Source organism: Pedobacter sp. GR22-10, assembly GCF_026239715.1.
Lineage (GTDB): Bacteria > Bacteroidota > Bacteroidia > Sphingobacteriales > Sphingobacteriaceae > Pedobacter.
This window is the reverse complement of sequence record NZ_JAPIVR010000003.1, coordinates 355495-380177: the sequence shown is the minus strand read 5'-3', so window position 1 is coordinate 380177 and position 24683 is coordinate 355495. Positions and strand designations below refer to the sequence as shown.

The following is a 24683-nucleotide window of genomic DNA, read 5'->3' as shown; positions in this document are numbered from 1 at the left end:
TCATCCTACAATCAAACATTCAATAGTATACAGGATATGAGAAGAGTGCTTTTATTTTTTTTGTTTGTTGCCAATTTTTGTGCTCAGGCACAACAACGCTACGAATTAAACACTGGCTGGTTGTGCAATAACATTAAAGAAGTTAAAGTGAGCGGTCAGCAATTGTCGGACACAAATTTTTCGCTTAACAGCTGGATGCCTGCTACAGTTCCGGGAACAGTACTGACCACTTTGTTAAATAATAAAAAAGTGCCCGATCCATTTTATGGCATGAACAATGAAAAAATTGAGGATGTTTATAAAACCGGAAATGATCATTACACGTATTGGTTTGTTAAAGATTTTTCGGAAAAGGCAGTAGCTAATGAACAAGTGTGGCTGCAGTTTCGCGGAATAAATTACAAGGCGGAGTTTTATCTGAACGGTAAAAAACTAAATCCTAAAACACACGAGGGGATGCACATCCGGGCAGAATACAACATCACAAAATTCTTATCGTCAACAGGAAAAAACAGATTGGCCGTGTTGGTTTATCCACCTGATTTTCCAGGAAACCCCAACGGCGGACAAGGTGGTGATGGTACCATTGCAAAAGGATTAACCACACAGTACACCGCTGGGTGGGATTGGATTCAACCCATTCGTGATCGAAATACCGGAATTTGGGATAAGGTAACCATTGAGAAAACCAAGGCGATTAATATTAAAAATCTGCATGTCGTTACTTTGGTGCCGGGTAAAAGATTGCCAGCAGGTACTCAAAAACCAGCAACACTAAAAGTATCGGTAGAGGTAGATAACCCAACCAATAAAGTAGTCACCGGCGTTTTGCAATACCAGGTTGCGGGTAAAACCATTAGCAAATCTATCTCATTGCCGGCTAGTAAAAATACAACAGTAAACTTTGCAGATTTGTCTATAGAAAACCCGAAGCTTTGGTGGCCAAGTGGTTATGGCGCACAAAATCTTTACGATCTTAAAATTCAGTTCCTTTCCGCAAACCAGGTTTATGATCAGGAAAGTTTAAAGGTAGGAATCAGGCAGATTGATAACATCTGGAATGCACATACCAAAAGTATGGGTGCCTATGTAAATGGCCAGAAAATTTTTATTAAAGGCGGCAACTGGATTATTTCTGATGCCATGCTTCGTTTCAGTGATGCCCGTTATGATGCTGAAATCAGGTACCATAAAGATATGAATCTGAATTTGATTCGGATTTGGGGAGGTGCGATCCTCGAACGACCAGAATTTTATAACGCATGTGATAAATATGGATTGTTGGTTTTCCAGGATTTCTGGTTCAGTGGCGATTGTAATGGCCGTTGGGTTGATCCGATGAAAAAAGAAGACCAATGGACACGGAGAAACTATCCGGATAACCACCCGTTGGTATTAGATGCGATTGAAGATCAGGTGAAAATGATTCGCAACCACGCTTCCTTAGCATTTTGGTGCGGTGGAAATGAAATCACGCCGCCAGAAGATATTTTAAACCCGGTTAAAAACGATATTTTACCTCGTTTAGATGGCACCCGCCTGTTTTTCGATTTTTCTAACAGTGATGAAATGTCGTTTAATGATCTGGGTGGCAATGGCGATGGTCCATATGGCATCCAGGATCCGAAAAGCTTTTGGAGTACTAAAACATTTCCATATAATTCTGAAGTGGGATCAGTGGGTGTGGGCGATTATGAATCATTAGAAAGGTTTATCCCCGCAAAAAATATGGTAGCACCACAATTTAAGAACAAGCCAGATTCGGTTTGGGATTACCATAAATACATTGCTTATGAACAATACATCAATCCATACGGAAAGGCTAAAGATGTAAAAGATTTCGCCATGAAAGCACAGTTGGTTAATTATGATCAATACCGTGCCTTAATGGAAGGATTTTCTAACAAGATGTGGGATTGGTATACCGGGTCAATTATCTGGAAAACACAAAATCCATGGACAGCGCTTCGTGGTCAGATGTATGATTATTATCTTGATCCAAATGCCTGTTTATATGGTTTAAGAAAAGGAAGTGAGCCATTACACGTAATGATGAATCCTGTTGATAGCATGGTTACCGTGGTTAATAATGGCTTTACAGGTCTGAATAATTTAATGGTTCAGGCAAAAGCATATGATATGGACGGAAAAGAGCACTTCATCACGCAGGCTTTTAACAGCATCGGTGCTTCATCAGTTCGTAAGTTTTTCTCTTTAAATGATTTTTTAAAGAAACTGGATCAGAAAGAAGGTGTATTTGTTTCGCTTAGAATCCTGGATCAGAAACAGCGTATCTTAAGTGAAAATATTTACTGGCTGGCAGACAAAAACGGCGAATACAGTGGCTTGCAAAAATTGAAAGCTACTCCATTAGATGTCATGGCCGCGAAAAAGTCGAACAACAAAGTTGAGGTAACGTTGAGCAATAAAAATGATAACCCGGTTGCCTTTTTTAATCGAATTGCACTAATCGATAAGCAGAGTGGTAAACGCATTCTCCCGGCATTTTATGATGATAATTATGTGAGTATTCTTCCGGGCGAGCATAAAAACATTACAGTAGAATATACCGGAGCGCAGGATAATTTGGCTGTAGAAGTATATGGCTGGAATGTAGAAAGAAAAACGGTAGCGATAAATTAATTGCATATTGCTGCACAAACCTCAGGTTTTTTAAAATTGTGAGGTTTATAATCTAAATTGAAACCAACAAAAAAGGGCGATACTTAACATATCGCCCTTAATATTTTAATAAGCTTTTCTAGCTCACACCGTGAAGTTTCACCTTCAAACCATCCATGTTGTTGTTTAACTGTAACTGACAGGCTAATCTCGAATTTGGCAATAAATCTGGTAAAGTATCCAGCATTGCATATTCGTCATCAGTCATTTCATTAAGCTTTTCTTCGCCTTCTAAAACATCTACGCAGCAGGTCGCACATAAAGCCATACCACCACAAGTTGCCAGAATATCATATTCTGAAGCTTTCAAAAATTCCATTAAACTTAAGCCCATATCAGTTGGTGCTTCATGTTCTGTAACAGAGCCATCCGGCTCCTGCATGTATATTGTTATGTTGTTTTCCATTTCGCTCACTTATTAACGCAAACTTAACTAAAACTACAGAGCTTATGAACACAAATTAAAAAATCCTTAAAATTCTGAAACGCCGTTTACAGTAGTATATTTCATCGTGTATTTCACGCCTGGGTTCATGTATGAATAAGCACTGTGGCTCATTAATGCAGCCTCATGGAAACCACTCAGGATTAATTTTAGTTTGTTGGTGTAAGTGTTAATATCGCCAATGGCATAAATACCTGGAATGTTGGTTGAATAATCGTCTACATTTACCTCAATAGCACTTTTGCTGATGTTTAGGTTCCATCCTTCAATCGGGCCTAATTTCGGACTTAAACCAAACAAAGGAATTAAATGGTCGGCGGCTACTACAGTTTTTTCCATTGTGCGGTTCTGAACAATCTCCACCTGTTCTAATTTATCCGTTCCCTGTACAGCCTGTAAATTGCTATTCAGGATCAGGTTAATTTTTCCACTTTCAGCAAGAGACATCACTTTGGCGACTGAATCTGGTGCGCCACGGAAACTTTCGCTTCGGTGAACCAGGGTCAGTTCTGAACAAACTTCAGCCAGATAGATCGTCCAGTCTAAGGCCGAATCGCCACCACCGGCAATTACCATTTTCTGATCGCGGTATTTCTCCGGATCAAGGATCATATAGTTAACACCTTTACCGTTTTCAAAATTCTCTAAATTTTCTACGGCAGGTTTGCGGGGCTCAAAACAACCTAAACCACCTGCAATAACCACCACTTTGGATTCAATAACAGTACCCATGTTAGTTGTTAAAACGAAATCAGCTTCGCCACGCTTTTCCAAACCTTCTATACGTTCACCCAGGGTAAAAGTAGGATGAAAAGGTTTGGCCTGTTCCATCAAATTATCAATTAATTCCTGAGCAAGAACCGAAGGATAACCCGGGATGTCATAAATTGGCTTTTTAGGATAAATTTCAGAAAGCTGACCACCAACCTGTGGTAAGTAGTCAATTAAATGGCAACGCATTTTTAATAAACCGGCTTCAAAAATGGCAAATAAACCAACCGGACCAGCGCCAATTATGGCTATATCAGTAGAGATCATTCAAAAAAAATTTACGCAAAGTTACAAAATAAACTTTTATGAACATCCCTATTTAGAAATATTCTAGATAATTCTGTAATCTTTTTGTATTCAGTATTTTATATGCTTTGAATGAATTAAAAACAAAAGTTAAGGTTTTTGTTTAGTTTAAAGCAAATTATAATTGGTCTATAGGTTTAGTAGGAAAATGGAGTGGCTTTACTTTATAAGGTTGTTAATTGATTATTCATAGATCGGTATCACTGCTATCGACAGGTCTAAAATCTGGTATTCAATGAAGTAAGTTTTCAGAGGTGTTAAAATTCAAAATAAATGATATCTTTCCTAAAACTTTAATTAACGATGCTCGATTATTTTTTCATTGCTTTACCTTTTGCTGCGCTATGGTTCTTCCTTTTTCTGTTTTGCAGCAGAAGCTGGCAAATGCCTGCCACATTTGCTCCTTTGTGCATCTATGGTCTTTATTCAGGTCATAGCACTTGGAGATGGATATTGTTAATCCCGTTGTTATCTCTTTTAGTGTTGGATTTGCATATTATATTGAGAGAACCTAAATTCAGTATGAAGATCAATATTTTGACTTACCTCTTCATCGTTCCAATTTTAATCGCTTATTTCTGTTTCGGATTAGGATTTACCAGGGATACCAGTTTAGCGGGTACCATTTGGGGCTATATTTGTCAGGTTATTTTTTTAACAATTTTATTGAAATTCTGGTTCATTGATATATTGTTGCTTTTGATAAACCGCTTATGGCTAAAAGAAAAGCACAGTATAGAAACGCAGATTATAGAAAAGTCAACGCGAACTGTAGGAAGAAGGACAATTTATTTTGTAATATTTGATAACCTGGGTAAGAAGGAAGTCTCTGGCTTTTATTACCTATACCTTAAGTTAAAGCGTGTAAAGCCCGAAGATAGGGTTGAAATGGTGATTAGAAAAGGTTGTCTGGGTGTTGAGTATATAGCTGGTTTCCCCAGGTTAATGTCGTAAAATAACGTTGCCACAACAGCACAGTTAACATCAGGATATCCGATGCGTATTGCACTGCTGTGGCAAGGATCATTACCAGTTCATCCCTAAATTCTGGAAAACAAAGCTCCACACATCAGCAGCCTCCCCAATCAACTTAGTGGTTGGTTTTCCTGCGCCATGGCCAGCTTTTGTTTCAATTCTGATCAGTATTGGGTTTTCACCTTTATATTTTTCCTGCAAGGTTGCCGCAAATTTAAATGAATGTGCAGGTACAACGCGGTCGTCATGGTCTGCAGTAGTGATGAGTGTTGCCGGATAGTTTACACCTGGTTTCACGTTGTGTAGTGGCGAATACTTAATCAAATAATCAAAATCTTCTTTCTTATCGCTGGTGCCGTATTCTACTGCCCATCCCCAACCCACAGTAAATTTGTGGTAGCGTAGCATATCTAAAACACCAACAGCTGGTAGTGCAACTTTAAAAAGTTCTGGCCTTTGTGTCATACAGGCGCCAACCAGCAAGCCACCATTTGAACCGCCAGAGATCGCGATTTTGGCCGGATTGGTATATTTTTCTTTGACCAGGTATTCTGCTGCGGCAATAAAATCGTCAAACACATTTTGTTTTTTGGCTAACATACCGTTTCTATGCCATGCTTCTCCGTATTCACTTCCGCCGCGTAAACTGGGTTGTACATAAATCCCGCCTTTCTCTAAAAACAACATCCGTGATAAGCTGAAAGATGGCGTTAAACTCACCTGAAAACCACCATAGGCATACAGGTAAACGGGATTATTGCCATCAAGCTTAATTCCCTTTTTATGGACGATAAACATCGGAACTTTTGTGCCGTCTTTTGAGGGATAGAAAACCTGACTGGTTTCATAATTGTCGGTGTTTAATTTTAGTTCGGATTTTTTGTAAAGTGAAGATGTCGCTTTTGCAATGTCATAGCGGTAAATGGTTCCCGGTGTTGTAAAGTTAGTGAAGGTATAAAAGAATTCTTTATCTTCTTTATAGCCACTAAAACCAACAGCGGTGCCAATTTCCGGAAGTTTAACTTCGCCAATTTTAGCGCCGTTTAAAGCAAACTGAACAATATGGGTGCTGGCATCTTTCAGATAAGAAGCCCATAGAAAACCACCGCCGCTTGATACTGCTTCCAGCGGAAGTTCCGACTCAGGAATAATCTTTTTCCAGTTTTTAGGATCGGGATTTTTAGGATCAATTAAAACCACCTGCTTATGTTCTGCGTCTAAATCCGTATAGAGCAATAGCTGATCTCCGTTATTATCAATAATATCATGATTATGGTCGTAACCTTTAACCAATGGCAATATTTTGTTGTTTACTTCCTTTAAATCCTGATAATACAATGCATTTCCGGATGTTCCGGCACTTGCAGATATAATTAAGAAGCGCTCATCTTCTGTTACATCTGCACCGAAATATAAGTTTGGGTTGGTTTTATCTTCAAAAATTAACTGATCATCTTTTTGTTGCGCACCCAGTTTGTGGTAGTAAATCTTCTGAAACTTATTTGTGGCAGATAAATCTGTCCCTTTTGCAGGTGCATCGAATCTGCTGTAATAAAATCCATCACCTTTCCAGGCCGCACCCGAAAATTTGGTCCATTTCAGTTCGTCACTTAATTTAGCTTTAGTGGCGATATCCATTACGTAAATACTGCTCCAGTCTGATCCGGCCTGCGCTATAGAATAGGCAACATATTTTTTATCATGTGAGAATCCGAGTAAAGAAACTGCAGCTGTGCCATCTGTTGTAAGTTTGTTCGGGTCAAGAAATACTTCCTCTTTTCCTTCCAGGCCTTTTTTGATGTACCAAACACTTTGATTTTGCAAACCATTGTTTTTCCCAAAGAAATAGTATTCTCCAACTTTCATTGGTGCACTTTCCTTTGGGTAGTTCCAGATTTCGGTGAGCCGCTTTTTAATGTCAGCACGATAAGGAATCTGATTCAGGTAGTTTTGGGTTACTTTATTTTCTGCAATAACCCAGGCTTTGGTTTCTGCAGATGTATCGTTTTCAAGCCATCGATAAGGATCGGCAATGGTTTTACCAAAGTATTGATCGGTTGTGCTATCTTTTCTGGTATCCGGATATTTCATTCGTGTTATTTTATCTATTGGTTTTTTACCTTGATTACAAGCTAAAAGGCTTAGCGCAAATAAGCCTAATAAAAGTTTATTTTTCATAGTAGCAACAATTTATTTACTAATATATGTTTTTGCCTTCAGTATGATTACACAGATTGCAGGATTTCACTGATTTTCTGCGGGATGATTTCAGAGATTTTTGGATATTGATCATTTGTCGTCTATCGTTAAACGTCCATGACTCAGGTCTCTTTATAATCCTTTCTGCTTTAGTTCTTAAGTTTTTTCTTTTGAACCTCCTGCTTTGAACTTTCACCTCTTTTTCCTTTACCTTTGGCTCAGACATGGATAAAAAAATTTATTTCGCATCTGATTTTCATTTGGGTACTCCAGATTATGCTGAAAGCCGTGCCCGGGAAGCACGTATTGTAAGCTGGTTAAATTTTATCGAGCCTGATTGCGGCGAATTATTTTTAATGGGCGACATTTTTGATTTCTGGTTTGAATATGCGAAGGTGATTCCAAAGGGGTTCATTCGTATTCAGGGAAAGCTGGCTGCAATGGCAGATAAGGGGATTAAAATTTATTTCTTTAAAGGCAATCATGATATGTGGGTGCGCGATTATTTCACAAAGGAAATCGGAATGGAAATTATCAGCGATGAGCTGGTCATTGAACGTAACGAAAAAAGGTTTTATCTGCACCATGGTGATGGTTTAGGCCCCGGAGATGCGAAGTATAAATTTTTAAGGAAAATCTTCAGAAGCAGACTTTGTCAGTGGCTCTTTGCCCGTTTACATCCGAATTTGGGTATTGGTATGGCCAGTGCATGGAGCCAGGGCAGCAGAGCAGCACAAACCGAGAAAGAAGTTTTTATGGGCGAAGACAAGGAATGGTTAGCCATTTATGCGAAAGAACAGTTGCAGAAACAACACTTCGATTACTTTATTTTTGGCCACAGGCATTTACCACTGGATTTAGATCTGGGAAACGAAAGTCGTTATGTAAATATTGGCGAGTGGATTAACTATAATTCTTACGCTGTTTTTGATGGGATAGACCTTAAGCTTGAATATTTTACAGGTAAACCATAAGAATCTTACTTTTTGAAAACCTTTAATTGAGTTGAAGCTTTAGGTTTCAAGGCTAATTCAGCTTTTTTCCTTATTTTTGCATTTCCTGAATTTTTGGATTTATGCCAGGTTCGGGGAATTTCAACAAGAATAAATATGTTAGACAAATTAGAAGCTATAAAGCTGCGTTGGGAAGACGTAGAGGAATCGTTAAGTAATCCGGATGTGATTCAGGATATGAAACGTTTTGCGGCTTTAAATAAAGAATATAAAGACTTGGGCAAGATTGTAGATGAATATAAAATCTACAAAAATGTGATGAGTAATATTGATGCCAACAAAGAGATCTTGTCCGTTGAGAAGGATGCTGAAATGCGTGAAATGGCAAAGGAAGAGCTGGATATGTTGTTGAAGCAGCAGGAAGAAATGGAAAGCAATATCCGTTTAATGCTGATTCCTAAAGATCCTGAAGATGCTAAAAATGCTGTTTTTGAGATTCGTGGTGGTACCGGTGGTGATGAAGCTGCCCTTTTTGCCGGTGATTTATACCGGATGTATACCCGCTATTTCGAAACCAAAGGCTGGAAAGTGGAAACCGTTGATGTAACAGAAGGTACTGCCGGTGGGTACAAAGAGGTGATTTTGAAAGTAAATGGTGATGATGTGTATGGCCAGCTGAAGTATGAAAGTGGTGTACACCGTGTACAACGTGTTCCTGATACCGAAACACAAGGCCGGGTTCATACCTCTGCAGCATCTGTTGCTGTTTTACCTGAAGCAGAAGAGATTGATTTATATATTAACCCTGCAGATATTGAATTACAAACCTCCCGTTCTGGTGGTGCCGGTGGACAAAACGTAAATAAGGTAGAAACGAAAGTACAGTTAACGCACAAGCCTTCAGGTATTGTAGTCGTTTGTCAACAGGAACGTTCGCAGTTAGGTAACCGCGTAATTGCGATGGAAATGCTTAGAAGTAAGTTGTATGATATCGAATTACAGAAAAAGAATGGTGATATAGCGGCGAAACGTAAAACAATGGTTTCGACTGGTGACCGTTCTGCTAAAATCAGAACGTATAACTATCCGCAGGGTAGGGTTACCGAGCACCGGATTGGTTTAACCATGTATAACCTCCCTTCTATTATGGACGGAGATATTCAGGAAATTATTGATGCGCTGCAATTTGCCGAGAATGCAGAAAAAATGCAGGAAGGTGCTGTAGGTTAATTGGTTACGATTATTTTAAAATAAAGTTTGCAATTAAAGAATTTGTCTCTATATTTGCAACCTCGAAAGGGGAAAGAGGTTTAAACTTTTAAAAAGTAAACAAAAGGAGTGGTAGTTCAGCTGGTTAGAATGCCTGCCTGTCACGCAGGAGGTCGCGGGTTCGAGTCCCGTCCATTCCGCAAAAAAAGCCTTAACTTGAAAAAGTTAAGGCTTTTTTGTTTTAATGATAAATCATGCTTTGATGAGGTGAAAAATGATGTAGAGATCAGAATTTTTAGGTTACATTTAGCACACTTATTTTTAAATACTGAAATATATGAGCATTTACCTGACCGCTATTATTAAAGGCAAACCGGAAACAAAAGAAGAATTGAGCAAGATACTGCTTAATATGGTTGTACAATCCAGAAAAGAGATCGCCTGCGTGCAGTATGATTTACATGAAGATACTAGTCGTAATCTATTTATTTTCCATGAAGAGTGGACCAATGAGACCGGCTTGGATTTCCATAATCAACAAGAATATCTTTTAGATTTTGTGGCCAAATCAAGTGAGCTAACAACAGATATTGTAATTCATCAAACAAATAAAATAGCTTAAATTTTATAATGAAGCGCCAAATGATATCGCCCAGTAATTCTCGCTGAAGCCAATACCAGCTTCATTACTATTGGCATCCATCATCGCTTTGCAATGGCTCGCGCTTTTTTTCCAGGCGTTAATTACTTCGTCTGCATTAAGATATCCTTTGCCTAAGTTTTCACCTTCAACATTACCCTTATAGCCCGCTTTAAAGGCACGTTCTTGAGGAGTAATACCTTCAGGTGATATATGTTCGAAATAATTTCGTTGATCCATATCCTTTGCATGTGCCATGGCCGCACTCTCCAGTTGACTGTTTAAAGATAAGGGAGCCACAGGCGGCATGTAATCACTTCCACAGTTACAGCCCGATTGCCTTAATAAATTAATTTTCTCCAGGACAAGGTTAAAATCTTGTAGGGGCAGTGCAATTACATCTTTCTTGCATTGCAGAAATATTATGCAGCAAAGCATACAGCCAATGATGGGTTTCATTTCTGAAGTCTTTATTATTTATTGAAATGGAGGTAGCTTAAGGATACCTCCATATTTTATTTTCTTAAAAGGCTCTTTCCCTGCCCATATATACATTCTTAATACGGTATAAGGTATTCCCGGTCGGACCTGGCGAACCACTGTCACCCTCCATTTGCATATTAATAATGAGCCACATAGGTTTGTTAACCGCATTACTTAAGACATGTCTGGCGACCCAGTTGTTGTCAATATAATAATGACATTCTACATCAGTCGCACTTATTTTATTGTACCAGCACTTATAATTATGATAAGATCCGGCGTTGGATACATTTGTCAGTTTATTTTCCCAAGCACCATCGTAAGTATTTTGCCAATTGGTAGAATTTCCTTTAAATTCCATGATATCACTTTCCGGTGGCCATGAATTTACTCCCGTAATCCAGAAAGCAGGCCAGGTTCCTCTCGCTGTAGGAACGGCAAAATCTCCAGAGATGGTATAGCTTGGAAACTGATCATTAATTAATACCTGTTGTTTAGCATGGCATGCGCCTGAATTATACCAGATGGCTACATTGGTAAAGCCATTTGCTGTACTGTTGCCTGGTGAACTTGTCAATCGAGTGGCAGTGATTGTCATTTCTCCACTACTTAGTGCAATCTGGCTATGGTTTGTACTGCTACCTGCCATGCGAGCAGCGCCATTATGATCAGTGCCCCAAGGATAGTTATAATTCCATTTTGCTTCAAAATTACCGTAACTGGCAAAAGAATTACCATCTATTAAAGTCTCCCAGGCCTTTACGCGCTCTGTCACAACTGATTCCCGATCTTTTTTGCAAGATAGCCATATTGCGGATAAGCAGGTTAATAATAGCATGGCTTTAAATGTTAGGTGTTTACTCATCTTTTTAAATTTTAGGTAAATATTTGGTTAGTTTTTGAGCTGATGAAGATTTACTTTTTGTTCGTTAGCCATGGGTAAAATGAGTTTATATTAAAATTTATAAATTCTATTCGGCCATTTTCTATCTTCATTGAAAATATCTTTGATACTATCGTAATACGTTTTGTACCTTACATTAAGGTAGTTTTAAGCTACAATAATTTGTATTTAAATATAGGTTATTTTGTTATAAAGAAAGTGTAATGTAGTGGCTTGTTGATCAGCAGATAAATGCCAATCGCCTTGATGCCTGAGAAGGCGATTTAAAGAAGTGAATTATACAAGAAGAAAGCCCAGCTGTATTCATGATTAAACTGAATAAATTTGTGAGTCAAAGATTTCAAGAATAATGATTTAATCTGTTTTATTTTAAATAAAAAAACCGATCAACATTTAGCATTTAATGATTTAGGCTTTTTTTCTTACGCCCAATCATTTAAACTGAATATTGATCGGTAATTTACCGTTTGCTGCTAATTTAATCTAAAAGCGTCCAGGTTTTTCTGGCCTGCACCTGTTGCACAACTTGCTGTTCTGCAACCACAATGTTTTCCTTGCGCTGACCGATATATTCCAGTCCGCTGAGTTTATTCCATAGTGCAACCAATACACTTAAAAAGTCGTTAATGGTAACCATCGATTGGTTAATCTGCTTATGGTCATAAACAATTTCAATTGTTTTAGCCAATAACTCTTCAAAATTTCCTGGAGTTACATCCTTCCATTCATAGAAGTACTTTAATAACTCTTCTCTTTCTTTAGAGTCAATTAATTTGATGGCCGTGAAAAAGATATGTGCCAAACTGGAAAAATACCCTACTAAAACAGTTGGAGATTCCCGGTAAGCAACATTTCGATATTCATAAAAAATACTGGCAATAAAATCAACAATTTTTTCAGAAACCAACCTGATATTTTTACCTAAAGGAGTGATGTTATCCCTGCCTCCGGTCTTATCAATAATCTTAAAAGAAGCCAGCTGCAAATCGTTAAGCAAGCTGTTAAATGTTTCATAATAGCGGATTAATGCCGGGTGGCTGGTAATGGTAGAACTTGGTGGAATATAATTTTTGTTGATGGAAATCCTCCCGTTTTCATGATAAACCTGGCCGATTGTCAGAAAATAATTATCGGGCAACTGGCTAGCAATTTCGTTTTCCGGAAGAACAACAATGCTGTAAGCTTTAGCCAGTTCAGGATAGCGTATAGGGCTCTCTTCCGGATCTGGCGTACCAGCCGGCACCCGGTTAAAAGGATTTACAACCAGTAAAATGTAATAATTGCGGGGTTCTGATTGGCCGAAATAATGACTATGGGTCAGGTTATCCATGCTGTCATTCTGCAAAATATCAATATGACAACCCTCCGGTGTTAATGCATTGCAATGTTTCACCCTGATTTCGATATGATTGGTTGCCTTTTCTACGATTTCAATATCATGAGAGTTAGGATATCCTGCAAGTGGCGGTAAGAATCCATAGTTGGCATTATTGATATTAAGAGATATGGCATCCCTGACAAAATCCTGTAAATAGAGATCGTTGGCAGTAAAATGATTACTGGATAACTTCATTCCATTAATCCAGTTGATCGATTTATGTTTTAGTGGCTTAATCATGGTAGCGGTTTTAATGGTTAGATAAAGATAGCACTTTCTCCTACTTCATTTGGCTTGTTAACGTTTTCGGATACACGTTTAGCATAAATGGTCATTTTTTCTGAAATGCCGTTCTCTGTGATGTCTAAATCCGGGTCAATAAAAATGTTCCTTTTAAAGAATGATGTTTTGATAAAGAATATCCACTTGTAACCATCCTGGTCTTCATCTCTGAATTCAACAGGGTTTTTAGCAAATTTAAGGTTATAATCATCAATGAATTTATGAAACCAGATACCAAAGTTCATATTTTCAGGTGCCTTAACTTTAACTTTTAAAGGTTCAGGATCAGTGCTTTTTTTATAAAGTTCAAGCTCCAATACCAGTAACTTATTAAAATCTACATGGTCCATGTTAATGTCCAGAGGTGTTGCAGGATATTTCCAGATCTTGTAAATTTCTGACGGGATGCCCAGCAGGGAAACATATGCCCACCAGAACATGAGCGGTACAAAGAACCAGGCAATACTTCCGGCTCCCCACCAGCCAAAATGAACATTGCTTAGCCAGTTAAAAGCCAGTTGATATAAATAAAGTGCCAGAATAGCTGAAACCAGCGTCGCGAAGAAAATAAATACCTTACGTTCCAGCAGCTCAGTGGCGTAGTGCTTGGTGAGCAGATATACAAAAACGGTACCGGTTAAAATGTAAAAAATACAGCAGATGATGTAGCCCCAAGGCATGAAATTAAAATTCAGAAATCCTAAAAAACCGGGGAGTGCTAAAATAATGCCGATAAGGAGAACACTTACAATAAGTCTTTTGTTATTAAGAAACTGGTTCTTTTTATTAATGATAGAGAGTACGCTGGCCGAGACAATGAAGATCAGCGGAAATAGCAGATAGCGAATAAAAAATGATTGAACGTCCATTAATTTTTTTAGATGTGATGTGTTACAAATATAGTATCTTTAGTAGTTGATTGTAATCCTATTTTTTTCTATAATATAAATTTAACCTTAACAAATAATCTAGCTTAAAGTTTAGATGAAAAAAGAAACTTTGGTTCATAATGAACTCTTTACCGATTATAAAGCGATTGCACATGCTGCCGACCTGATAGAACGGGAGGTCATTGCTGCCGACAGGATTGAAATTATCCCCATTGGACCGGATAAGCGCGCTTTTGCAAAAGATATCGAAAACAGTGAAGTTTATTATTCTGAAAAGAGAAGGCAAGACCGCATCCGCATCAGCGCCAACCGGGAAAGTTTATATGATATGTTACCTGAAGGAATTTTTCACCGTCCACCTACCGGAAGCGCGGGGATGGATGAAGAATCCATGATTAAGGATATTAAGGACAGGAGGGAGGAAGAACGGCATGCCAGGTTGTTTTTTACACCTTTTGATGCTGAAATCAATCATGTCAGGATCATGACCGAGCTTTATGAAAATAAACTTGATAAAAAAACTACCTATGCTGATTTAAGCCAGATTTTCGAATTTGGCTGGGATGAATTTAATTTGTTAAATAAAGAGCAGAGCATTATCTGGATGCACCTGCTACCTGAAATTCAGCAAAAAAGGAATGATATCGATTTCGTATCTAAAGTGCTTACAGCCTTGTTTAATCTGCCGATTCTGCTGGTAGATGCTTCGGCCAATGTTAGCCCGGTAAAAATAGCGGATGACATGCAGATGCAGCTGGGGCAAAGTGCCCTTGGTATTGACACCATTATTGGAGACAGCTTTATGCCTGACAACGAAGCTTATCACATCAATATTGGACCAGCCACCCCGCAGGAATTGATTAAGTTTATTCCGGGGCAGCCAAACCGTGCTATTTTAGATATGGCCATTAGCTACCTTATACCAGTTGATGCTGACGTCAATGTTGAATTACTAACGGCCGCAGACTTTCAGGAAACCTTATTAACTGATGGTGGCGAAAGTGCCTATCTGGGCTACACGGTTTATATTTAATCCTGTTTTAAACACTTAATTATATTACTTTATACACAGAAGGTTTTAATAACATTCGGTAATGTATGTTCATCGTGCTTCTGAGTTTTAATTTAGCCAGGGTTAAACTTAATAATTCTTCCCAATCTTCAGCAGTCAGTTTTATATTTTCGGCAGGCTCAATAATAATATCTGTTGTTTTAATAAAGCCCGCATTGGGTTTATGGTCCATCATTATGCCTTTGGCCAAAGTAATTCCACTCAGTTTCTCACCCAGTTCATAACGGCAAAAATTAATGACATCAGCTTTGGTGATAATCCTGTCTGCCGTAGTTAAGCCATACTTATAAGCCTGTACCCTGTTGGTGGCATTTAATTTTGTGCGGCCTCCTTTTGTCTGGCTCAGGAAAAAGATACTTTCGGCATTGACTTTATTGTTCTCATAAACCACTAACCGGCTACCTGCATTAATGTGGTTGGCTTCTTCAGCCTGTGTTACCCAGATATCTACAAATAAAATATCAGCATCATCAATCGGCTTTAGTATGATGTAACTTGGCAGTTCTTTAATATCTTTCAGCGCCGAACGGCTTTTTTGCTCAATAAGGGCAATGTTTTGTTCTAAGTTTTTGAGTATGGTGCTTAAAAAATCAGGACCATAGGCAGAAAAGGCAGCTTTTTCATCTCTAAGCAATTCAAAAAGATAGTCAACGAGTTCTTTTGCATTCCTCGTATCGAAGCGTTCTGTTCCACCATACCTGATGGAAAATGAGCCATCACCCTTTTCATTCTCGTTGGTAAAGGGAATTTCATTATAACTATGCCCGTGGTTATCTTGCAGGTTTTCTACCGCAAGCATTTGATCAAGGGCTTCTGTTTTAATCGGAATAATGTTATTCATCGTTTTAAGCCGGTGTTTAATCTGGCTTAATCTCTTATTAACCACCGGGAATGCATTGATGTAAACATGAAGTTCATTCAGCATTTCCTGATTAATTACCGCCGGAAAAATTACTTTCAGCCATTTTACATTTTTATCGATCTGGTTTAAAGCTGCGGGCTGGAAAATGTTGCCCAAGGCAGCAGGCAATTCCTGTTGATCATCGATGTTGAAATCGTTAAGATCGCCCAGTGTGAGAAACCGGTTACTGTAAAACTGTAAAATATCCGCTTTAATGAGATTAAGCAATTGCTTGTGATGGAAGGGGGCTTCAACTTTACCTGTTAAAGGTTCATCCATAAATCGTTCTGTATAAGCACTAAGTTCGTTATCCTTATAAAACCATTTTCCCAGTGATAACAAATCATAGGTATTTTCAGGTACCGAATAATTCTTCCAGTCGAAAAATAAATTCAACTTGTTAAAATCCATCCAGTTTTTAATCCCGCTTAAGCCAATATACATGGTATTCTTTTCTATTGAAAAGCCAGGAAGTGTATTTAAGAGCGGTTGTTTACTTGTATTTACGGTATTAAAAAGGGTATTTCCAGTTGCAATATATTTTACAGTGGCATTATGAACTTTTACAGTATGCAATGGACTAAAAAAAATGTCTGTTTTTTTAGCTTTGTCATTTTCCTGCTGAACGCTTTTCTTAAAAGCAAACTGGGTGTATGGCGAAAGGTAATCTTCATCTTCAATAGGCCTGGCGTGGATAATGGCATGGGCAGGCAACGAAGAAGTCAGGTGATCAGGTGCTAAAATCCGGCTGATCTTATCAAAAATTCTGTTTTCCAGATTTTTAACATCATTGGCAACATTAAAAAGTTCGTTACTTAAGGCTTCAATAATTAACCTGACTAACGGATCAAAATCATTACTGTCTTTAATATTCCAGAAATCTTCTGCGTTTTTTAATATTCTATTTCGGATTTCATCTTTTGATGAATAAAATACTGGCTTCATGTGTAGGATAAATGAGTCGTTTTTAGATTAGGTTGAAAGTGGGCTGAGGAATAAAGCGGTATTAAAAAAATATTTTTCTCCGGTGGTTTTTATCTTGGCCCTTACCGTGATATCAACCTTCTTTTTAATCTCTGTTATTTTGCGTAAAGGATATACATTTTCGACCTCTGTAATACGTACTTCTACTGCAATATGATCTATTCTAAATTCATAATCCGAGATCGATTTAAGCAGGGATTTGCGGAATTTTTCCTCCCAGAGGCTTTCACTTACAATTAACTCAAAATCAAGGTCCCATATCTCACAACCAAAATCGTTACGGTAGCGGTGCTCTCCATATCGTGTAAAAATAATCAATTCGATATGGTTCGATATAGACTTTCCAAGATCAGTGGATTGAAGTCCACTACCTAGAAATAGGGAGTTAAATCTGAAGGGTTTATTGAAAAAAAATTCAGACATAGAAAGTTGGCTTAAAGTTTGTTAAAAGTAATTTAAAATAATCGTTTTTATATCCAAACACAAAATATAAAAAATTGTTATTTGCAAAGTTGATTTGAAAAGGCTTGTGTGATTAAGTGATGTTGATTGTCAGATTAATTATAAACTATTTTAAGTGAAACATAAAGCTCTATGAAACCCATTAACGCCGTCGAAATTAGGAATGCTTATACAAAGTTTATCCTGAATTTTTTGATCCTCACTGTTTTTTCTATTTTTTGTATTTTTCTTTTTTTTGCAGCCTCTGATTATGAATATGCCCTGCTGGATAAAAAAGTGAAGGAAACAGAAAAGTTATCTTATTTAAGAAAAGACATTAATACCAACTTTGACCTGATCCTGGTTCGTTTTAAAGAGCTTGCGCAATACCGGGCTTACAATGCCAATGAAATGAGCAAGCAGGCTATTCTTCTTGCTGATATACAGTCGGCCAACAACAAAATTAAAGATCTGATTTCCAAAAAAACGGAGGATAGTCCAAGTTTTAACTTGTATGGTAAACTAAACAATAACGTTGGTGCAATGGCTGATTTGCAGGATTCGCTCATCCAGTCGAGAGGCGACATACAGCGTTATAAAGAGCAAATAGACGAATGTCAACAGGCCAACAGGTCTGCAGCAAACAGAATCAGAAACGGGCGATTCGGCCGATAATAGTTTACCATGATAAAATTAAGCATTAAAGAAAGACGCGAACAATTCTTGTTTTTTACAGCGTTGTTTGTTTTTACCGTAGGGCTGCTGAGCTTTGGTATTTTCTACAGCAACCAATCGCGATATGAAATTTCGAAAGAAGATCTTGAAGTTAAAATCAATGAAAATGAAGTATTTGAAAACATGGTAAAGGAAACCATGCCCACCATTGATACCACTTTTAAGCAGATTACGCGCTATAATCCAAACGTACAGGCCGTTTTTTTAAAGAATGACATTCAGCTTTCGCTGGGCTCTATAAAATCAGCATTCGATCGTAAAGCATCCGATTCACGCTACAAAATATTCGTTCAGACGGCACAGTTGTATGACAGGTTATTTTACGACAGGCAGGAACAGAACAGAAATATATCGGATATTGAATTGCACAAAAGACAACTTGACGACTGCATTACCAACAGGCGACAGTTACAACAAACGATTTCATCAAGATAAACCATCTAATTCCTTATCAAAACAATAAATATAAAACGCTAACTATGTCTGACTCAAACACCAAGCAGGTTAATTCAAATTCACAAGGCTATGTTATTTTATACATCTTATTGGCTGTATTACTGTTAACAGGCCTCATCTTTTTATTTAAAAGCTCATTGTTCGAAAAAAGAGCAATTGAAGCCAGAATTCTCAAAGACGAGATTTATTTAAATGAAGATTTAGTTTTTACCGATAATACCCCAAATGCCAAAAAGTGGCTATGGGAATTTGGTAACGGCGAAAGAGCCACCACAAAAACGGGATCTTATCATTACACTAAACCGGATACTTACATTGTACGCTTAACGGTTGACGGAGAATTGCGCCAGGAGTTTCCGATTACGGTAAGAGATACCGTAAAAACGGCCGTTGCAGATAGTGTGCTCACCATCAGCGGGCCTACTGCAGGTTTGGTTAATGAAGAAATCAGATTGGAAGGAGATGGGGAAGGAAAAGATTTTGAATGGTCTTTCGGTGAAACCGGAAGGGTTGATGTGAAAGGTAAAACCGCTTTGTATACTTATCGGGCACCAGGAAAATATGTGGTTCGGCTGCGGTCAGACAAAGCACGTAAACCCGCTTATTTAACCGTATTGATTACTGATCCTAATGCAGAGATTGTAGACGATCTAGTGGCGCCAGGTGATGGAGAACGCAAAACGATCGATGATATCAGGGCACGTTTACAGGCAATCGCAAATGGAGCTGATTTTAATTCCAACTACTATTACCTGATTAATAAATACATGTGTGGAAATGAAAAAGTAACCGTTAATGTGGAGATGAACGGAAAGAAAAAACAGACTGATATTTATTCGTACTGTATGGGCCTAACCTTTGGGGGAGAGATTGCGGTAGATGAAGCACAACTTACCATTAAACCAAATTCTACCTGTGCAAGTTTATTAAATATTAAACAACATTCGGGAACCGTCCAGCCTGCAGCAACAGCCACTGCCGCTACTGATCAATCAAAATAGATTAACATCTTAACTTCTAAAGCTCATCTGTAAGAACTATGAAAAAATACTATGCCTTATCCATCCTGTTGTTAGGAATATCGTTTGCACAGGCACAATCGCCGGCAGCATTTGGCAAAAAAGTAAAATATATGCCTAAGGCCTATGAAAGGCCTGCAGAATCCATCAATGTAAATGAAAATACCAGCAACAGCCGTTTGCCCTGGATTGTGTTTTCAGATCGTGAGGACAATTATACCACCACTGCTCCGGGTGGTAGCCTGATCATGAAAAAAATAGGTTTTATGGAGCCTTTTTATGTGTCAAAACAAGAAAACGGTTACCTGAAACTGATCAAATACAAAGCAGGAATGATCAGGGGCAGAAAAATTAATGATAAAAAAAGTGCCATCAGCTATGGCTGGATTGCTAAATCAAAACTGCTTTTATGGCAACGCGCATTCTCTAACCAAAAAACAGGTTATGCCGAAAAATCTATAGGTATTGTAAATGGTAAAAATGCGTTAACCGAACCAAAATTCTATTTTGATACTACTGATTCCATTCTGGTTTACAACACCCCCGAACTGAAGGACAGACGTACAAAAGTAAGACTGCATGAAATAACTTATATTTATAAAAAATCCGAAGATGGCAAAAAATACCTGATTGGTTCTGACGATCAGCTTGTTGCCGATACGGCCTTAAAAAGTATTTATGGCTGGGTTTCATCAGAAGCCGTGCATAACTGGGGAGACCGCTTGTATATTACTTCGGCAAAACCTGGTGATGATAACAGCAACGATTCTACCGCAACAGCCATTAAAAGTGGAATGGGTAAAGGAACCGATTTTGTGATTGACCCTTTGCTGCCACGGGAAAACGTTATCCTTAAAAGTGTACCTGTAATCACCAATGAAGACAATGCGTACACCGTGGGGATAGCGGCAGATGTTTACAACAAGAAGGACAATAAAATTTTAACGATTAATGGTTCATCCCTTTCCTATCAGGATTACCTTAAACTCCGTAAAAACAAGAATAAGATCAATGTGCTGTTTGTGGTAGATGGCGGAAGTTCCATGACGAAATATTTATCCGGAATGACCAATACCATTGCTTCATTTGAAAATACCATGGGCGATTTCGGTAAGGGTACAAATATAAGCTACGGCGGTGTAGTATACCGTGGTGAATCTGGCTGCGCGCTTCAGGGAATCTTCGTCAGCCCAATTCAGAATGACTACCGGAAGTTAATGACCTTTTTATCCAACCAGGCCAAAAATACGTTGAGGTGTAATGGAGAAGTAGCTGAAGGACCTGTATTTGATGGCTTAAAAGCAGGCTTGAGCCTTTTTAAAGCCAAAAAGAATGAAACCAATCTCATTATCCTGGTGGGTAGTACAGGGAATATAGGTGGTACTAATAATTACCTGATTAATGAATTAAGTGAGCAGGTTGCCCTTGCAGATGCCCGGATTTTGGCACTTCAGGTATATAGTGATTTCAATCAATCGTTCAATAATTTTGTAATTCAGGCGCGTAAACTGGTTTCTGAATCAGCCATCCGTTCTGCTGAATACAGAAAAAACACCATGGTTAAAGGTGAAGGCTTAAAAAGCTTCCAGCCATATAACACCAGTCTTCAGGATTCAATCTCTTACTATCTGGATTATCCTAAAAATAGTTTGATCCAGGGAGGAGTGGTATTCCCAACCAAAGGATCTGTAAATTCAAACCAGAGCATGACGATAGCCCTACGCCGTTTTGTAAAAGAAACCAATATGGATATCGAAAATCAGATCAGTTCATTAGATAGCGCATTTCGTTTAACCGGTATTTCCCGTAAAAATCTTGCTGCAGATGTGGAAAGCCTGCTACCGCCACCAGTGGGTGCAGAAGTAGCAGACCGGATGCCGCATAATGCCTTTAAGTATTTCAGTACAGCAAACTTATCTGCTGATGTAGTGAAAAATAACCGATCAGCTTTGCAATATGCGATTGTGTTAAATAACATGGAATACAAACAGATTCTTGATGTTTTTTCAATCATGCTGGGCGAAAACCTGCAGGCAGATCAATCATCTTTCAGAAGGAAACTGGTTAAAAACTATATTAAAATGCCAAAGCAATTGTTGGGCATGAAAGTATCTTCTGGTGAGATAAAAGCGATGACACTGGCAGACTATGTTAAATTAGTAACCGGATTACCATTGAATAATGAGTTTTTAGCTAAGTATAAGGTCAATGATTTAAAGAGCACTTCCAAAATGCCACTGGATCAGTTTGAAAGTTATATCAAACTACTAAATCAATCCGTTCAGCAAATTAAGAGAGCGACACAGATAGAACAGCAGTTTTTATCTAATGGTAAAATATATTATTACATCACTGAAAATAATTTTAACCCGGCAGTTGTGCCAGTAACCAATTAAGGGATATGGCGATTACAAATTTAAGCGAGTCAGTTAAAACAGCCCTGCACATTGCACAGTCGCTGGCTAAGGAGTATAGAAATGAAGTATTTACCGCTGCGCATCTGCTCAAGGGTTTAATGCATAAAGATGTTGGATTAAGATCATTTATTACCGCTATCGGAAAAGATGAAGAATACATCAGTGAGTGGGCAGAGGTAAGGATCGAAGAACAGTCAAAATCTGCAGGCCTGAGCGATACCGTTAGTGGTGCCCCTGAAATCGCTGTTATATTTGAAGAAGCGGATAATGTACGTATAAAACTCGGGCTTGATTTAATTACTCCCGTTTGTGTGTTAACGGCACTGGCAAAGCCGGGAATAGGCTTTCAGCCAGATCAGTTAAAATCTTTTCCGATTAAGGAACGTGAAATTTTAGACCTTTATGTTAAAGACGAGGAAATTTCAAGAGTAGTTTCTCCTGATAAAGCCACTGCCGGAACCGAAAATAAAAGTACAGGCAATGCCCTGTATAAATATTGTATAGATCGCTTACAAATGGTTCGGGATGCTAAAACAGATCCGATAATTGGTCGTGATAAGGAAACCCGCATGATGATGGAAATTCTTTGCCGCAGAACCAAACCCAACGTCATTCTTACAGGCGATGCAGGCGTAGGTAAAACAGCTTTAGTTGATGGATTTGCTATCGATATTGTGAATCAGAATGTGCCCGACAGTTTGAAGCCCGTACAACTTTTTGAACTTGATCTGGGATCGCTAATTGCCGGTGCATCATATAAAGGGGAAATAGAAGATCGTTTAAAAAACATCATTAAAGAAGTAAAACAGTTTGAAAAAGCAGTACTCTTTATTGATGAAATCCACACCTTATTAGATAGTAAAGGGCCTTTAGGTGCCGGAATTGGTAATTTATTAAAACCAGAACTGGCCCGTGGAGAAATTACGGTAATTGGTGCTACAACGATTGATGAATACCGGAAAATTATTGAACCGGAACAGGCTTTCAGCAGGCGTTTTGAAGTCCTTCAGGTGAATGAGCCGAATGAAGAGAGCACCATCAAAATGTTGCAGAAACTCGCGGTGAAATATGAAGAACATCATGCCTTAAGTATTGAACCGGATGCATTGGGTGAATGTGTTCGCCTGGCCAAGCGATACATGAAAGACAGAAGACTGCCTGATTCTGCATTTGATTTACTGGACAGAACCATGGCTGCCATGAAAATGATGAATGACACATCTGATCAGGTAATTGCAAGTCTGGAAACGGACCTTGTGGCGCTGAATGCAGATGAAGAAAAATCAGAGGCGGATCAGTTTGCCGATTACAAATGGCTATTCTCTTTACTTCAAAATAAACTGAGCCCGGTTTTATTAGGCCGCTTAACGGATGAAACCCAAACAGATGCCTTTGAAACGGCTGATGAATACCAGGGTTATATCAATAGCAGTCTGCAGGAATTAAAGAAATATGCTGCTGAAAAGAGTGATAGGATCACTAAACAGGATATTGCTTCCATTGTGGCTTATAAAACTGGCATCCCAATGGGTAAACTGCAGGCAGGTGAGAAGGAAAAATTGCTGAATATGGAGCAATACCTTAAAAAGCGTGTGGTAGGTCAGGATCAGGCACTCAAGGCTGTTTCAGATGCTATACTGGAATCAAGAAGTGGGCTAAATAAAAAAGGACAGCCAATCGGGTCATTCTTTTTATTAGGTCCCACAGGAACAGGTAAAACCGAATTGGCCAAATCAATTGCCGAATTTTTATTTAATGATGAAAAGGCAATGATCAGGTTTGACATGTCTGAATTTAAGGAAGAGCACAGTGCGGCCTTACTTTATGGCGCGCCTCCGGGATATGTGGGTTATGAAGAAGGTGGTTTACTGGTGAATAAAATCAGACAACAGCCCTATTCTGTATTATTATTTGATGAAATAGAAAAAGCCCACCCTTCGGTTTTTGATACCTTTTTACAGATTTTGGATGAAGGTCATATGCACGATCGTTTGGGTAAGGAAGGAGATTTCAGCAATTCATTAATCCTGTTTACCTCTAATATCGGCAGCGAATGGATTGCCGAGCAAATTGGTAAAGGGGTTATACCGGCCTCAAATCAACTGATGGAAGTTATGGCTGGCCATTTCCGCCCGGAGTTTTTAGCCAGAATTTCGGAAATTGTGCCTTTTGCCCCGATTAATGAAAGTAATGTGGTCCGTATTTTCGAGATCCAGTTAAGCAGTCTGGTACAATCACTGAATAAAATGGGCATCGAATTTGAAATTGCGGAAGATGCCAAGAAAATGATTGCTTTGGATGGCTTTACCCCTAAATACGGCGCAAGGCAGCTGTCAGCCGTGATTAGAAATCTTTTGCGTCGGCCGATCTCTAAATACATCATTTCTGGTGAACTTAAAAAGGGATCTAAGATCGTGGTGAGTAAACATCCTGAAGAAGATCAGCTGGAATGGAAGATTATTCATCCTGAAGCATCAATATTGGAACAAAAATTGAGTTAAAATGTTAACTACTATATCATTATAAAATTTAACCTTAAAC

At 38.5% G+C, this 24683-nt stretch carries 20 protein-coding genes and 1 tRNA gene; 12 read left to right on the top strand and 9 right to left on the bottom strand.

The window, feature by feature from the left end; genetic code table 11:
- Window positions 1-36: 36 nt before the first annotated feature.
- The gene (locus OQX64_RS14385) at window positions 37-2643 is read left to right on the top strand and encodes a glycoside hydrolase family 2 protein (protein ID WP_265819285.1); all 2607 of its coding nucleotides are present in this window, start codon (window positions 37-39) and stop codon (window positions 2641-2643) included.
- A 118-nt stretch (window positions 2644-2761) separates the two neighbouring features.
- Here the strand turns inward: OQX64_RS14385 and OQX64_RS14380 are convergent, their stop codons facing one another.
- Both OQX64_RS14380 and OQX64_RS14375 read right to left on the bottom strand, forming a co-directional pair.
- Window positions 2762-3088: a 2Fe-2S iron-sulfur cluster-binding protein gene (locus OQX64_RS14380; protein ID WP_047799587.1), complete on the bottom strand. Its 327-nt coding sequence runs from the start codon at window positions 3086-3088 to the stop codon at window positions 2762-2764.
- Window positions 3089-3154: 66 nt separating this feature from the next.
- A complete protein-coding gene (locus OQX64_RS14375; RefSeq protein ID WP_088299827.1) occupies window positions 3155-4165 on the bottom strand; it encodes an NAD(P)/FAD-dependent oxidoreductase in 1011 nt (336 codons plus the stop codon).
- Between the two features lie 561 nt (window positions 4166-4726).
- Between OQX64_RS14375 and OQX64_RS14370 the strand changes: the two genes are divergently transcribed.
- A complete protein-coding gene (locus OQX64_RS14370) occupies window positions 4727-5158 on the top strand; it encodes a hypothetical protein (protein WP_265819284.1) in 432 nt (143 codons plus the stop codon).
- A gap of 72 nt (window positions 5159-5230) precedes the next feature.
- On the opposite strand, the gene OQX64_RS14365 is transcribed toward OQX64_RS14370, so the two are convergent.
- Complete coding sequence (locus tag OQX64_RS14365) at window positions 5231-7357, bottom strand: prolyl oligopeptidase family serine peptidase (RefSeq protein ID WP_265819283.1); 2127 nt, start codon at window positions 7355-7357, stop codon at window positions 5231-5233.
- Window positions 7358-7602: 245 nt separating this feature from the next.
- On the opposite strand from OQX64_RS14365, the gene OQX64_RS14360 reads away from it, so the two are divergent.
- The 4 genes from OQX64_RS14360 to OQX64_RS14345 all read left to right on the top strand — a co-directional run bounded on the left by OQX64_RS14360 (window position 7603) and on the right by OQX64_RS14345 (window position 10162).
- On the top strand, window positions 7603-8352 hold the full coding sequence (locus OQX64_RS14360; protein WP_265819282.1) for a UDP-2,3-diacylglucosamine diphosphatase: 750 nt from the start codon (window positions 7603-7605) through the stop codon (window positions 8350-8352).
- A gap of 135 nt (window positions 8353-8487) precedes the next feature.
- Window positions 8488-9561, top strand: a complete 1074-nt coding sequence (gene prfA / locus OQX64_RS14355) for a peptide chain release factor 1 (protein ID WP_088299822.1) — start codon at window positions 8488-8490, stop codon at window positions 9559-9561.
- A 105-nt stretch (window positions 9562-9666) separates the two neighbouring features.
- A tRNA-Asp gene (locus OQX64_RS14350) sits at window positions 9667-9740 on the top strand.
- A gap of 137 nt (window positions 9741-9877) precedes the next feature.
- Window positions 9878-10162, top strand: a complete 285-nt coding sequence (locus OQX64_RS14345; protein WP_265819281.1) for a putative quinol monooxygenase — start codon at window positions 9878-9880, stop codon at window positions 10160-10162.
- Between the two features lie 3 nt (window positions 10163-10165).
- On the opposite strand, the gene OQX64_RS14340 is transcribed toward OQX64_RS14345, so the two are convergent.
- From OQX64_RS14340 to OQX64_RS14325, 4 genes are all read right to left on the bottom strand, one after another.
- Complete coding sequence (locus OQX64_RS14340; RefSeq protein ID WP_265819280.1) at window positions 10166-10639, bottom strand: CAP domain-containing protein; 474 nt, start codon at window positions 10637-10639, stop codon at window positions 10166-10168.
- Between the two features lie 64 nt (window positions 10640-10703).
- On the bottom strand, window positions 10704-11528 hold the full coding sequence (locus tag OQX64_RS14335; RefSeq protein ID WP_265819279.1) for a glycoside hydrolase: 825 nt from the start codon (window positions 11526-11528) through the stop codon (window positions 10704-10706).
- A gap of 517 nt (window positions 11529-12045) precedes the next feature.
- Window positions 12046-13185, bottom strand: a complete 1140-nt coding sequence (locus tag OQX64_RS14330) for a hypothetical protein (protein ID WP_265819278.1) — start codon at window positions 13183-13185, stop codon at window positions 12046-12048.
- Window positions 13186-13202: 17 nt separating this feature from the next.
- Complete coding sequence (locus tag OQX64_RS14325; RefSeq protein ID WP_265819277.1) at window positions 13203-14096, bottom strand: TssN family type VI secretion system protein; 894 nt, start codon at window positions 14094-14096, stop codon at window positions 13203-13205.
- 115 nt (window positions 14097-14211) lie between these two features.
- Here OQX64_RS14325 and OQX64_RS14320 point away from each other — a divergent pair, with 115 nt between their 5' ends.
- Window positions 14212-15150 (top strand): type VI secretion system baseplate subunit TssG, encoded by a 939-nt coding sequence (locus tag OQX64_RS14320; protein WP_265819276.1) that lies wholly within the window; start codon window positions 14212-14214, stop codon window positions 15148-15150.
- A gap of 19 nt (window positions 15151-15169) precedes the next feature.
- Here the strand turns inward: OQX64_RS14320 and OQX64_RS14315 are convergent, their stop codons facing one another.
- Window positions 15170-17035, bottom strand: a complete 1866-nt coding sequence (locus OQX64_RS14315; RefSeq protein WP_265819275.1) for a hypothetical protein — start codon at window positions 17033-17035, stop codon at window positions 15170-15172.
- Window positions 17036-17062: 27 nt separating this feature from the next.
- Window positions 17063-17497 (bottom strand): GPW/gp25 family protein, encoded by a 435-nt coding sequence (locus OQX64_RS14310; protein ID WP_088299814.1) that lies wholly within the window; start codon window positions 17495-17497, stop codon window positions 17063-17065.
- A gap of 171 nt (window positions 17498-17668) precedes the next feature.
- On the opposite strand from OQX64_RS14310, the gene tssO reads away from it, so the two are divergent.
- From tssO to OQX64_RS14285, 5 genes are read left to right on the top strand one after another with little or no spacing between them, the layout of a single operon-like run.
- Window positions 17669-18190 carry a type VI secretion system TssO gene (gene tssO, locus OQX64_RS14305; protein WP_265819274.1) on the top strand — a complete coding sequence of 174 codons (522 nt, stop codon included), beginning with the start codon at window positions 17669-17671 and terminating at the stop codon, window positions 18188-18190.
- Between the two features lie 9 nt (window positions 18191-18199).
- Window positions 18200-18685: a type VI secretion system transmembrane protein TssO gene (locus tag OQX64_RS14300; RefSeq protein ID WP_088299812.1), complete on the top strand. Its 486-nt coding sequence runs from the start codon at window positions 18200-18202 to the stop codon at window positions 18683-18685.
- Window positions 18686-18729: 44 nt separating this feature from the next.
- Entirely contained in the window at window positions 18730-19707 is a 978-nt protein-coding gene (locus OQX64_RS14295; RefSeq protein ID WP_265819273.1) for a PKD domain-containing protein, read from the top strand.
- Window positions 19708-19745: 38 nt separating this feature from the next.
- Window positions 19746-22121 (top strand): type VI secretion system protein TssR domain-containing protein, encoded by a 2376-nt coding sequence (tssR, locus tag OQX64_RS14290; RefSeq protein WP_088299810.1) that lies wholly within the window; start codon window positions 19746-19748, stop codon window positions 22119-22121.
- 5 nt (window positions 22122-22126) lie between these two features.
- Window positions 22127-24643 carry an ATP-dependent Clp protease ATP-binding subunit gene (locus OQX64_RS14285; protein ID WP_265819272.1) on the top strand — a complete coding sequence of 839 codons (2517 nt, stop codon included), beginning with the start codon at window positions 22127-22129 and terminating at the stop codon, window positions 24641-24643.
- Window positions 24644-24683 lie beyond the last annotated feature (40 nt).